This window comes from Holdemania sp. 1001302B_160321_E10 (assembly GCF_015552275.1).
Taxonomy (GTDB): Bacteria; Bacillota_I; Bacilli_A; order Erysipelotrichales; family Erysipelotrichaceae; genus Holdemania.
The window spans coordinates 93,281-105,446 of the sequence record NZ_JADNEM010000009.1 but is presented as its reverse complement, the minus strand read 5'-3'; the positions used below and the strand labels follow the sequence as shown (position 1 = coordinate 105,446).

Genomic DNA, 12,166 nt, shown 5'->3' with positions numbered 1-12,166 from the left:
GTTTCCGACGATCCTTCTGGTCAATTTCCGAGAGGATGACTTTCTGCCGGAAGCTCATCGGTTTATCCTATTGGATTTCACTGAATTCAATCGAAAAGAAAGGCGCGGGTTTTCATCACCTGCGCCTTTGACTTGTTTTTTCATTTTAACACTTAATTTAAGCTTTGGCTTTGATCGGGGCCGCTTTCTTGGCGGCCAGTTTTTCAGCCTGTTTCTGCTGAGCTTTATACTCGCGGCAGAAAGAAGTAAACGGACAATCTTGGCACTGCGGGTTTTTGGCCTTGCAGAAATAGCGGCCGAAGAAAATAAACAGATGGTGCGCATGCGACCATTGCGCTTTTGGCAGCTTGCGCATCAGTTTCTTTTCCACCTCCAGCACGGTATCCTTCGGCGCGGCCAGCCCCAGCCGCTTGGAAACACGCTCTACATGCGTATCCACCGCGATCGCCGGCATCCCGAAGCACACCGACATAATGACGTTGGCGCTCTTGCGGCCAACTCCCGGCAGACTTGTCAGTTCCTCCATCGTCTGCGGCATCACTCCGCCGAACTGCCCGACGACGCCGCGCGCCAGTCCCTGAATGCTTTTTGCTTTATTATGATATAAACCGATCCGGCGGATACAATCTTCAATGTCTTCCAGCGGCGCTTCCGCCAGCGCCTCGGGCGTCGGATATTTTTCAAACAGCCGCGGCGTGACCTTATTGACAGACACGTCGGTTGTCTGCGCGGACAGCACGACGGCGACCGCCAGTTCAAACGGGTTGCGGTGATTCAGCTCGCAATGCGCATCGGGAAACATCGCCGTCAGCGCCGCTAAAATTTCATCCACTTTCATGATTTCTTACCTCCCGGCCATCCTGCCCGATCCAGCCTTTGCGCTGCCATTCTGATAAAATCCGCTGCATATACGCGAAATTCAGCTTCTGATACATACTCGCTTCTTTCAGCACTTTGACCAGAACCGACGAATCATACCGGCTGACCCAATCCTGCAGCGTCATCAGCTCGTTGGAATTCAGCGGCCGCCCGAATTCGCCTTCAAACAAATCGAACACCGGCTGTTCCATCGCCTTCTGTGATTTCGCCGTGTCCGCGCTGTAAAGTCCGTCCAGGCTGAAGCTGACGGAGGAACGGCCCGCTTTCAGTTCCAGATATTTCTTCGCGCACAAGACGCTTAACGCCTGGTCCAGCGCTTCCTTGGTCAGTCCCGTCTTCTGTTCCAACAGCGCCGGCGTGATCGCGATCTGACATGTGTTCAGATATTCGATCATCAGCACGACCAGTCCTTCCTTCTCGGAAAACCCGAACCATTCGTAATGCTCCAGGATCCATTGCAGCCGGTTGATATACGGCTGTTTCCACCATGCCTTCATCCTTTACCTCTTTTCATACAACATTAATTTTTCCAGCGTTGCAGCGTCGAGCGCCAGCTCGCGGTTCTGGTCCTCGACGATAATTGCCGGACGGTCCTTGACCCAGCCGAATTGAATTGCCGAAGCAGCGATTCCGTTTTGTTCTCCAATCGCTAAAGCCTGCGCTGCGTCGATCTGCGCTTCTTCCATCTGCGCCTTGATGTTCAGCTGATCGTCGTACCACACGATCCATTGCTTCGACAGCGAGGTGACGCGCGATATATACGTTACCTCATTCAGCGCGTAGCGGTTGACCAGCTCGCCCGCAGGTGCGCGCATCGCTTCCATTAACTGCCGATGCAGCCGCAGATCCGCGCTGCGATCCTTGATGTACGGTCCCTGAACAAATATCGACCGGCCGATAAACCAGCTTAAAAATAAAACGAAAAGCAGCGCCGCTGACAGCAGCAGCGACCGGATCCGCTTAGAATTCATGGTCTTCACCTCTGTGGTCCTTATTATACCAAATTCAGCCGGCTGAAACAATGAACCTGACCCCTCTTTGCCGTAAAGGTAAAGATTCACAGTGCTTGTTTCAGCGGGACTGAATTTGCAAAACCAGATGAAACATGATATGATGATTGGGCATTTGAGGAGCGTGATGATGTGTTAAAGAAACTGATGATCGGATCCATGGGATTCCTTTTTCTCAGCAGCGCTACGTTGTTTTCTTATCGGGCGCTGGAACCGAAAGCCGCCACGGGCATTGAGGAAAGCTATTTAAGCGCTGCCCAGTCGACGGATAATCTTCGCTCCGTGGAACCCGCTGACAACGCAGCGCCCGCAGCGGCTTCTGCCCAACCGGCATTGGAACCCGGACTGCATCATATCTATTTCTGCCGTCCGGACAACGACGATTGCGCTTATATCAACGAATATGTCTTCAAGCCATTGGCGCAGGAGCTGAAAACAACCGCGCTGGACGCATTTGAATTTTATGATCTGACCAGCTTGGGTGAAAATTACCCAGCCGCCAAGCTGAAGAGCCAGTGGGGCTTTGAAAGCTATCCGGCGTTTGTTTCTCTGAGTGTCGCCGACGATGGCGTACAGACGGTTAACAGCGTTCTCAGCTGGAACAAGGAAGATCCGATCGACGCCCAGAGCTTGAAGCTGTGGATGATCGACAACGGCATCTGGACCGGCGAAATTGAAGATCAGGGAGAATTGATCGAACAACCGGAATAAGTCCTGAATTTCAGGACTTTTCTTTTTTCCGGCGCTTGTTTTTTTTGTAAGAATAGTCTAAACTTTTTGGTGGATGTGCAACTGGCGGATCAGTGGAATAACCACAGGGAGCACAATTCTGAAACAGCCGACCGCCTGGGCCGGGAGTCATTCCCGTTGAATTTAGGGAGGAAATTTATGCAAAAAATCTCACTCAAAGAGGATCTTCAACAGAACACCTACCCGGGACGGGGCATCGTGCTGGGCAAGACGCCGGACGGCCGCAAAGCGGCAGCCGCGTACTTCATCATGGGCCGCAGTGAAAACAGCCGCAACCGCATCTTTGTCACAGACGGACAGGGGATCCGCACGCAGGCTTACGATCCCTCAAAGCTGACCGATCCGTCGCTGATCATTTATGCGCCGGTGCGCGTTCTGGGCAACAAGACGATCGTCACCAACGGCGATCAGACCGATACGATCTACGCCGGCATGGACAGGCAGCTGACGTTTGAACAGGCGCTGCGCAGCCGGGAATTCGAGCCGGACGGACCGAACTTCACGCCGCGGATCTCCGGGATCCTGCATATCGAAAACGGCCAATTCAACTATGCGCTGTCGATCTTAAAAAGCAGCGACGGCAATCCGCAGTCCTGCCACCGCTACACCTTCGCATACGAAAATCCGCTGGCGGGTGAAGGTCATTTCATTCACACCTACATGCACGACGGGGATCCGCTGCCCAGCTTTGAGGGCGAACCCAAGCGCGTGGAAATCCCGGATTCGCTGGACGCACTGACCACGCTGTTGTGGGATAATCTGAATCCGGACAACAAGGTTTCCCTGTTTGTCCGCATGATCGATCTGGAAAGCGGCGAAACGGAAACCCGCATCGTCAACAAGCATGCATAAGCGGCCAATTCACCCGGTGATCGCTTAAAACCAAGCAAAAGGATGTCTGATTTCCCGGAGAGCGTCTCCGCAGATGAAATCAGACATCCTTTTTTTGATCGGCCCGGGTGATTTCCCCCGGTGCTTTGCTTTTCGTTGCTTCTGCTTCAGCGCGAACCGGTTTTCTTTTTCCTGATCGCGCCGCTGTCGAAGCTGAAAGAACGGAAGACCCGAAGCAGAGAAGGTTACTTCCATCTTGCAATGGAGCCGGGCTGCCTGCCGGCTCTGTAAGCGGGATCGCTTACGCTGCGTTTTTATCTTTGCGTTTCATTTTAATGAGTTCAGGATTCATAATCCGTGCTTCTTGCGAAAATGTGCGGAGATGAGGTACAACGCGGCCAAGATCGCAACAGCTAAAATCAGATAGACCGGCCGGGTAAAGGAAATACTCAGGGTTTTGCCGAACAAGCTCAGCCCCAGCATCATAATCAGCTTGGCGGCGATCAGCGTCTTGATGAACTTCTGTTCGTCAAAATCAGATAAACCGAACGCGATGTTGATAAACGAGCTGGGCGTAAACGGCAGCGACACCAGAATAAACAGAACCGCGGCGTTGCGCTCAGCCACCCAGTCAAGCGCTTTCTGAATTGACGCCCTGCGGCTGAACCACGGCATCAGCTTGCGTTTGACAATGCGGCGGAAGAACAGGAAGACGATCAGTGAACCGAGCGTCGTTCCCACCCAGGAATACAAAAAACCTAAAATTGCGCCGTGAGCGCTGATATTGATCGTGACAATCGCCACCAGCGGCAGCGCCGGGATCAACGATTCCACTAAGGCCAAGCAGATCGGCGCCAGCGGCCCCAGATCCTTAAACGCCGAGAGCGCCTCGACCCAGAACTCCACGGTCATGATCCGCTCAAGCCAAAATCGAAGCGTTTCGCTCATGAGCGCTCAGCCAGCTTCACAACGAGCTTTTCGCACCAATTAGCCGAGCGGGCCGACGCTTTCTGCGCGTATTCCTCGAAGGTCATCTCATTGCCTTCTTTGAGCGTGATATCCGACAGAGAGCGAACGACGACAAACGGTACGCCGTAATGCGCGCACACCTGAGCGATCGAGGCCGCCTCCATTTCCGCGCACAAGGCTTGCGGATAGTCGCGCAGAATCCGCTCGACCTGTTCAGGCGTATTGACGAAGCAGTCGCCGGAAGCCACCGGCCCGATCCAGGCCCGGTCCTGTTGCTGAATGACTTCGCCGGCCGCCTGGACATACCGTTCATCGGCGGAAAAGCAGCACGGATTATCCGGTCCGAAGCCATGATTCCAGCCCGGCACGTTAACATCGTGATGCGCGATCCGCGTCGAGATGACGACGTCCAGCACTTCCTGATTTTCCAGTAATCCGCCGGCCGTGCCGATGTTGATTACGCCGTCGACATCGAAATGCTCCAATAACAGCGTCGTGCTCATCGCCGCCAGCGTCTTGCCAACGCCGCTTTGGGTAACAACGACCGGCTCGCCTGCCAGTTTCCCGGTATAAAACGAAATCTTCTGCACCGGACAGGCCTGAACCTCGCTCATCCGATCCAGCAGCGCGTCAATCTCTACCTTCATCGCTCCGATAATCGCGATCATACTTTCTTCCTCCCTGCGTAAAACAATTTTTCACCGGGCTGAATACCCGGTTGTGTAAAATCCGTCATGATTTCCACGTCGAAGCCGGCTTCTTCCATCAGCCAGCGCACGGCTAACGGATCGAAGACCGTCTGGACATGATGTTCCTCGCGCAGTCCCTGCGGCGTCCAGAACGCAAAATGCTGGTAAATCCGATCCTCGTCGCTGAGGATCGTCCATTGATACGGCGTATCCCCCAACATTCCTTCTTCAATATATTCCTCGGCGAACTCATTCAGTCGCTCTTGGGTGTGCATATCGAACAACAGCACGCCGCTGTTTTTTAACAAAGCCGCCGCCTTCTGGATAAACTGCGCAACCTGATCGAGCGAAGTTAGATAATTCAGACTGTCGCAATAACATACCACAGCCTGTACCGGTTGCTTCGTTTCCATTTCCAGCATATCCATCACGCGGAAGGTAATCGAATCCGGATGCGGTTTGACCTGGGCAGCAGCGATCATGGACGGGGATAAGTCCGTGGCGTCGACGGTGTAGCCGGCCCTGGCTAACGCGATGGAAATCTCGCCGCTGCCGCACGCCAGCTCCAGCAGCGGGCCAGGCGCACAATAGCGCCGGGTGTAATCCAGCCAGGCGGCCGTCGCTTCCTCATCCTTCACCAGCGCGTCGTAATAGGCCGCAAGACTGTCATAGCTCATGGCTGAACCTCAACCCGCGGCAGATCGCCCCACAGCTTTTCCAGATTATATACCTGGCGTTCTTCGCCGACGAAAACGTGCAGTACGATCTCGTACAAATCGACTAACAGCCACCGGCTGCCCTGACCGCCTTCGACGTTGCGCACGGCATAGCCGGCTTTTTCAGCTTCCTCAATCACGTGATCGACGATCGAATCGGCCATCCGTTCATTCTTCGCCGAGGCGATCACAAAGTAATCGGTAAACGGGCTGTGGCCGCGGAAATCCAGCACGACCAGATCTTCCGCCAGCCGCTGATCCGCCGCGTGGACGACTTTCTGCAGTAATTCAGACATTCAATCCCTCCTTGCGTAAATAAGCTTTCTGTTCTTGCTGGATCAGACGAAAGCCTTGATCCAGATCTTGCAGGCACACCGCTTTCTGACGGGTAATATCATAACCGCGGCCGGGGTCGATCTTATCGGCGATGTAGATGATCTTCGCCAGATCGCTCTTGCCCTCGCCCGTCGTATGCCACGCCACGGCTTCCAGAATTTCCTGATCGTAAAGATACAGCCGGGTTTTCAGCCAGGTCGCCCCGATGTATTGATGCCAGATCTTCCACGCCTGATCCCGGGCCTGCGGCCAGTACACTTCGATCCAGCCGCGCGCCGTTTCTTCATCCAGGCCTTTGGCGAGATCATGAAGCATGCCCGCAACGTAGGCTTTGCGCGGATTCACCCCATGCGCTTTCGCCAGCTCGACCGCCAGCGCGCTCATCGTGACGCAGTGCTGATAGCGGCGTGGGTGACAATACGCCTTCGCAATCTCCTCGACATACAGCCCCGTTTCCAGCATTACCTGCCGGACAGCCTTCGGCACATCCTTAAAGGCGCCCTGGCGGACAGCTGTGGACGAAGCGGGATGTGAAAAGTTTTCAACATACAGAAATCCCGGCTGCTTGACCGCGATTCCCTGACGGCTGAAGACGGCGAATTGTACGAGCCGGCGCAGTTCGTCGACCGCTTTCCATTGATCGAGATTGGCATATTGATCGTCGCCGATGATCCAGACAAATTCGTCGTCCGGATATTGTTTTTTCAGCGTCTTCACCGTTGTGATCGTATAGGAGGGCGTCGGCAGATCTTTTTCAATCAGACAGAGCTTCATTTTGCGATAGGGCCGCAGCGCCTTTTCCATCATCGTCACACGCAGCTCAAAGGGTGTCAGTTCCCGGTCCTTCAACGGCGTTTTCAGCGACGGGACAAACCAGACCTGATCCAGTCGCAGGCGTTTGAGCGCGGTTTTCGCGATTGCCAGATGACCGTTGTGAATCGGGTCGAAGGTGCCTCCCAATAAACCGATTTTCATCGCGGCAGCTCGATCCTGCGGTGTTCGCGGCTTTCGCGGTACAGCACGATCGTTTTGCCAATGATCTGAACGACTTCGGCATGTGTGCCGCTGGCCAGATCCAGAGCGACCTGCCGGACGTCGTCCGGACAGCTCTTTAAGACATTGAGCTTGACTAATTCATGTGCCTCCAGCGCATCGGAAAGCGTATTGATCAGGTTATAGGAAACGCCTTCCTTGCCGACCTGAAAGATCGGGCGCAGCGTGTTCGCCATCGAACGCAGCGCGCTTTTTTGTTTGTTCGTTAACATTTATATCATTGCCTTTCTGTGTTTGATTTCCAATGTTTGCGGGTGGGTTACGCGAATCTGACCGCATGTTCCGCTTAAGGACATCCAGCCGACGCCCGGAATGACGATGTCTTCCTTCACCCCCAGCGGCGTCAGGACGGTGCTCGTCCATTCGGCATACGGCATCCCGGCGGGAATCGGCCGCAGCAGCTCGCCGTAATGTCGATCCCACAGCTCATCCGCCTTATCTGCGCGGCCGCGGTGCAGCTCAAGAAGATTACTGCAGTAGAACACGGCCGAGACATGTTCGCAGCCGAGTAAATCGATCCGGCACAAACCGCCCACCGCGAAGCTTTGATCCCCGCGCAGCTGGAAGCCGACCGGTTTGACCGCCTTCGCCGGCAGCACTGTTTTAAGATCTTCTTCGTCCAGGTGCAGCAGCATCGAATTGCGCGGCGTCAAGCCTGGCGTGTCATACACCGTGACGCCGTGGATGTCAAGCGGATTGAAGTCCAGCGTGGTGCCGGGATAACGTGAGCTGGTCAGCTGGGGTTTGTCCATCAGGGCGTTGAGCAGCGTACTCTTGCCGGCGTTGGCCATGCCCATCACGACGACGTCCTTGCCTTTGGCCCATTCGATCGCCCGCAGCACTTCCTCCGGTCCGCCGGGAATATTTTTACCGGTCACGACCAGACCCTTGACATGGATGCCCAGCTCCTTCAGTCGGCCGTACACAAACTTCGCCAGCTTCTCGCTGCCCACTGTTTCCGGCAGCAGGTCGCGCTTGGTGCCGACGACAATGACGTCCTTGCCGAACAGATGCCGGTTCATGCCTTCCAGCAAACTTGCTTCAAAATCGAACAGATCAACCACCCACAAAATCAGCGCGTCCATCGCGTGGATCTGCGCCAGAATCCGGTCGGGATCAATCCCTTCCCGCATCGAAAACTGCAGGTCGTCGTAATGGGTCAGCCGGAAGCAGCGCTGACACAGCGCACTGCCCGCTTTGGGCGTATACCCAGCCTCCTGGGGACGGTCGTGCTGCAGCAGCGCGCCGCAGCCCTGGCATCTTTCACTCATCATAGTCTCCCCTTTTCAAGATTTCTTCATGCTCCAACAGACGGTACACCTGATTTTCAACCACCCGGTTCAGCTTGGTCCAGGGGATATCCCGGGTGACTAAGGGCGTCGTTAAGATCGTCGTCAAGCCCATCCGGCTGCCGCCGAGGATATCCGTCAGCAGCTGATCGCCGATCACCGCGCATTGATCCGGCTTCAGGCCGGTATCGCGCAACACCTTCTTATACGTCCGCTTCAGCGGTTTCGTTGAAAAATAATAATACGGCACATCCAGACTCGCCGCAAACCGGCTGACACGTTCCTTGTTGTTATTCGACATGACAACGGCTTGAATGCCGGCGTCCTTGAGTCTATGGACGAATGCTTTGGCTTTGTCGCCGGCGACCTGTTCATCGTGCGCCGCCAGCGTGTTGTCGATATCTAAGATTAAAAGCCGGATCTTCCGCCGCACTAACCAGGCGGGATCCAGATCTTCATAGCTTTTCAGATAAAGCGCAGGCGTGAAATAGTTCAGCAGCATACGGATCCTCCTTATCTTAATGATTATATCAGATTCCGCTGAACAAAGAAATGAAAAAACCGTGGACTTTCGTGCCCTTTTGTCTATCTCTCACCTGCTTTTTTCCGCGGACCGCTCCTGCTTTTTCTGTTCTGACAAAGCAGGCGTTCACGTTAAGGAATAAAAATTCCATCGTTAGAGAAAGGGATAAAAAAGACCCCGCGAACGGGATCTTAAATGAGTGAACAAGACTTACAGGCCGAGCACCTTGCGGCAGCGCGGACACAGTCCTTCCTCATCGGCCTGATCGGAAATATTCCAGCAGCGCGGGCAGACCGTGCCTTCTGCCTTGACAATTTCAACCTGGCAGACGTCATACGGTTTCAGCTCGTCGATTGAGAAGCTGACCTTCGAGACAATCAGCCACTGGTGGAACTGATCGCCGCACAGCTCCGCGATCAAGGCGCGGTCCTCGTCGCTGACGTTGACCAGCACTTCCGCCTCTAATGACTTGCCAATGACCTTCTCCGCGCGGGCTTCTTCCAACGCTTTAAAGATATCGGAACGGATCTGCATCAGCCGGCCGACCTTGGCCTTTAAGGCTTCGGCGTCCGCAATGTTAAACGGTTCCGCAAACCGGCCCAGATGAATGCTTTCTTCCTCACCCTTAAAGAAATCGTTGACCTCCTCCGCAGTATGGACAAGAATCGGCGCCCACAGCCGGACTAAAACGTTGACTGCGTGATACAGCACAGTCTGAACCTGACGTCGGCGCGGGGAGTCCTTCTTCTCGATATACAGGATATCCTTGGTGAAATCGAGATAATAAGCCGAGAATTCATTCGTCATCAAATTTGTCAGCAGCGTTGTAACGTCGGAGAAGCGATATTCCTGATAGGCCAGCTGGCATTTCGCGTTAACCTCGTCGAGCAGCGCCAGCATGTACTGATCAAGCTTCGGCAGCTCGCTGACCGCAACGAGGTCGGCTTTTGTGAAGTCATCTTCGTTGTTGATATTTGCCAGTAAGAAGCGGAACGTATTTCTGACCTTGCGGTAGTTCTCACTGATCTGCTTCAGAATTTCCTCGGACATGCTGCAGTCGGCCTGGTAATCGACGCTGGCTGCCCACAAACGCAGGATATCAGCGCCGTATTTCTTCGTGATTTCACCCGGCGCAACAGCGTTCCACTGCGACTTGCTCATCTTGACGCCCTTGCCGTCCATGACAAAGCCATGGCTTAACACCTGCTTGTACGGCGCCTGTCCATGCACGGCGGTGCCGACGATCAGCGACGAGTTGAACCAGCCGCGGTACTGGTCGCTGCCTTCAAAGTACAGGTCGGCCGGATAGCCCAGGCCGCGTTCGATCATCGCGCCGGTATGCGAGGAACCGGAGTCAAACCAGACGTCCATCGTGTCGGTTTCCTTTGTGAATTCACCGTTCGGGGATGCCGGATTGGTGTAGCCTTCCGGAAGCAGCTCCTTCGCGTCCTTCTCAAACCAGATATTGCTTCCATGCTCACGGAACAGATCGGCGACATGTTCAAAGACTGCTTTTTCCATGATCGGCGTACCGTCTTCATTGTAGAAGATCGGAATTGGAACGCCCCAGGCGCGCTGGCGGGAAATGCACCAGTCGCCGCGGTCGGCGATCATGTTGTGCATACGCTGCTGGCCCCACTTCGGAATCCAGTCAACGTTGTCGATCTGCTGAAGCAGCTCGGTGCGGATCTTGTCGATCGAAGCGAACCACTGCGTCGTGGCACGGAAAATGATCGGTTTTTTCGTCCGCCAGTCATGCGGATAGGAGTGGGTGATCCATTCCAGCTTCAGCAGCGCGCCCAACTCGTCCAGGCGATTGGCAACGGTCTTGTTGGCGTCATCGACGTACTGACCTTTCAGCCAGTCCCCGGCGTCCTCCATCATGCAGCCGTGCTCATCAACGTTGCAGTAAGCCGGCAGGCCGTATTTCTGGCCGACAAAGAAGTCGTCCGCACCGAAGCCCGGAGCTGTATGAACACAACCGGTGCCGGCGTCGGCGGTGACGTGATCGCCCAGGATGACTAACGACTCACGGTCGTAGAGCGGATGCTGGCAGGTGATCATCTCCAGCTCGCGGCCCTTGAAGGTCTTGATAATGTCTTTCTTTTCCAATCCGAACTTGGCCCACAGCGTGTCGACCAGTTCTTCCAATACGATCAGCTTGCCCTTTTCGCTGTCCACTAACGCGTAGGTCAGCTCCGGATTCAGACAGATCGCCAGGTTGGCCGGGATCGTCCACGGCGTCGTCGTCCAGATCACAAACGAAGTCTCGTTATCGAGGAGACCTTTGCCGTCCTTCACCGCAAACTTGACGAAGATCGTCGGCGACTTGATGTCCTTGTATTCGATTTCCGCTTCCGCTAAGGCCGATTCGCTGGATGGGGACCAGTAGACTGGCTTTAAGCCCTTGTAGATCAGACCGTCCATCGCCATCTGACCGAAGATCTGGATCTGATGTGCTTCAAATTCCTTCTTTAATGTGATGTAAGGGTGATCGTAATCACCGACCACGCCCAACGCCAGGAAACCGGCTTTCTGCCGTTCAACCTGTTCCAGAGCATAATCGTAACAAAGCTTGCGGAATGCCGACAGCTCCATCTTCTTGCGGTCGTAGCCCAGCTTGGTGATCGCTGTTTCAATCGGCAGACCGTGGGTATCCCAGCCCGGGATGTACGGCACCTTGTAGCCGGCCATGTAATGCGAGCGCACGATGACGTCCTTTAAAATCTTGTTTAACGCGTGGCCCAGATGGATGTCGCCGTTGGCATACGGCGGCCCGTCATGCAGCACAAACGCTTCGCAGCCCTCGCGCTTCGCCAGCATTTTTTCATAGATGTCCTGTTCTTTCCAGCGGGTCTGATAGCCGGGTTCTTTCGTCGGCAGCTTGCCTCTCATCTCGAACTTCGTATTCGGCATCAGCAGTGTGTTTTTGTAATCCATGTCCTCTACCTCCTCAACAATAAAAAAGCGCCCTTAGAAAAGGACGCAGTTCTGCGCGGTACCACCTTTGTTCACCCTTCCGCCCTCAGGGGAAGAATGCGCTTCTCTCATAACGCCGAGCCGCGGTCTTTCCTACTCATTTCAAAAAGACAGCTCGCAGGTGATGTCCTGTCCACCCGGG

General features: G+C 54.7%; 15 protein-coding genes and 1 riboswitch. Of the genes, 3 read left to right on the top strand and 12 right to left on the bottom strand.

What is annotated here, in order from left to right; all coding sequences use genetic code 11:
* Window positions 1-157 precede the first annotated feature (157 nt).
* Genes nth through I2D94_RS07455 form a run of 3 tightly spaced genes read right to left on the bottom strand, consistent with a single transcriptional unit; the run spans window position 158 to window position 1,850 of the window.
* Window positions 158-838 carry an endonuclease III gene (nth, locus tag I2D94_RS07465; protein ID WP_195396176.1) on the bottom strand — a complete coding sequence of 227 codons (681 nt, stop codon included), beginning with the start codon at window positions 836-838 and terminating at the stop codon, window positions 158-160.
* Window positions 825-1,376, bottom strand: coding sequence for a DnaD domain protein (locus I2D94_RS07460; RefSeq protein ID WP_195396175.1), 552 nt, complete (start codon window positions 1,374-1,376; stop codon window positions 825-827). Before I2D94_RS07460 ends, nth begins: the two co-directional genes overlap by 14 nt.
* Window positions 1,377-1,379: 3 nt before the next feature.
* Window positions 1,380-1,850 (bottom strand): hypothetical protein, encoded by a 471-nt coding sequence (locus I2D94_RS07455; protein ID WP_195396174.1) that lies wholly within the window; start codon window positions 1,848-1,850, stop codon window positions 1,380-1,382.
* 171 nt (window positions 1,851-2,021) lie between these two features.
* On the opposite strand from I2D94_RS07455, the gene I2D94_RS07450 reads away from it, so the two are divergent.
* From I2D94_RS07450 to I2D94_RS07440, 3 genes are all read left to right on the top strand, one after another.
* Window positions 2,022-2,600, top strand: coding sequence for a hypothetical protein (locus I2D94_RS07450; RefSeq protein WP_072683565.1), 579 nt, complete (start codon window positions 2,022-2,024; stop codon window positions 2,598-2,600).
* Between the two features lie 67 nt (window positions 2,601-2,667).
* A riboswitch (ZMP/ZTP riboswitch) is annotated at window positions 2,668-2,748 on the top strand.
* Window positions 2,749-2,777: 29 nt separating this feature from the next.
* On the top strand, window positions 2,778-3,491 hold the full coding sequence (locus I2D94_RS07445) for an IMP cyclohydrolase (protein ID WP_072683566.1): 714 nt from the start codon (window positions 2,778-2,780) through the stop codon (window positions 3,489-3,491).
* Window positions 3,492-3,611: 120 nt separating this feature from the next.
* Window positions 3,612-3,761, top strand: coding sequence for a hypothetical protein (locus I2D94_RS07440; RefSeq protein ID WP_195396173.1), 150 nt, complete (start codon window positions 3,612-3,614; stop codon window positions 3,759-3,761).
* Between the two features lie 57 nt (window positions 3,762-3,818).
* On the opposite strand, the gene I2D94_RS07435 is transcribed toward I2D94_RS07440, so the two are convergent.
* From I2D94_RS07435 to ileS, 9 genes are all read right to left on the bottom strand, one after another.
* Entirely contained in the window at window positions 3,819-4,418 is a 600-nt protein-coding gene (locus I2D94_RS07435) for a TVP38/TMEM64 family protein (protein ID WP_072683567.1), read from the bottom strand.
* Window positions 4,415-5,107 carry a 5'-methylthioadenosine/adenosylhomocysteine nucleosidase gene (locus tag I2D94_RS07430; RefSeq protein ID WP_195396172.1) on the bottom strand — a complete coding sequence of 231 codons (693 nt, stop codon included), beginning with the start codon at window positions 5,105-5,107 and terminating at the stop codon, window positions 4,415-4,417. Before I2D94_RS07430 ends, I2D94_RS07435 begins: the two co-directional genes overlap by 4 nt.
* On the bottom strand, window positions 5,104-5,805 hold the full coding sequence (locus I2D94_RS07425) for a class I SAM-dependent methyltransferase (RefSeq protein ID WP_195396171.1): 702 nt from the start codon (window positions 5,803-5,805) through the stop codon (window positions 5,104-5,106). The genes I2D94_RS07430 and I2D94_RS07425 overlap by 4 nt, the downstream gene beginning before the upstream one ends.
* A complete protein-coding gene (gene rsfS, locus I2D94_RS07420; protein WP_006060833.1) occupies window positions 5,802-6,140 on the bottom strand; it encodes a ribosome silencing factor in 339 nt (112 codons plus the stop codon). Before rsfS ends, I2D94_RS07425 begins: the two co-directional genes overlap by 4 nt.
* Window positions 6,133-7,155, bottom strand: a complete 1,023-nt coding sequence (gene nadD, locus I2D94_RS07415; RefSeq protein WP_072683571.1) for a nicotinate (nicotinamide) nucleotide adenylyltransferase — start codon at window positions 7,153-7,155, stop codon at window positions 6,133-6,135. Before nadD ends, rsfS begins: the two co-directional genes overlap by 8 nt.
* On the bottom strand, window positions 7,152-7,445 hold the full coding sequence (gene yhbY, locus I2D94_RS07410; protein ID WP_006060831.1) for a ribosome assembly RNA-binding protein YhbY: 294 nt from the start codon (window positions 7,443-7,445) through the stop codon (window positions 7,152-7,154). Before yhbY ends, nadD begins: the two co-directional genes overlap by 4 nt.
* Window positions 7,446-8,504: a GTPase gene (locus tag I2D94_RS07405; protein WP_229056797.1), complete on the bottom strand. Its 1,059-nt coding sequence runs from the start codon at window positions 8,502-8,504 to the stop codon at window positions 7,446-7,448. It lies immediately after the preceding gene.
* Window positions 8,497-9,024: a YqeG family HAD IIIA-type phosphatase gene (locus I2D94_RS07400; protein WP_006060829.1), complete on the bottom strand. Its 528-nt coding sequence runs from the start codon at window positions 9,022-9,024 to the stop codon at window positions 8,497-8,499. Before I2D94_RS07400 ends, I2D94_RS07405 begins: the two co-directional genes overlap by 8 nt.
* Before the next feature lie 231 nt (window positions 9,025-9,255).
* On the bottom strand, window positions 9,256-11,985 hold the full coding sequence (gene ileS, locus I2D94_RS07395) for an isoleucine--tRNA ligase (protein ID WP_195396170.1): 2,730 nt from the start codon (window positions 11,983-11,985) through the stop codon (window positions 9,256-9,258).
* Window positions 11,986-12,166: the final 181 nt, after the last annotated feature.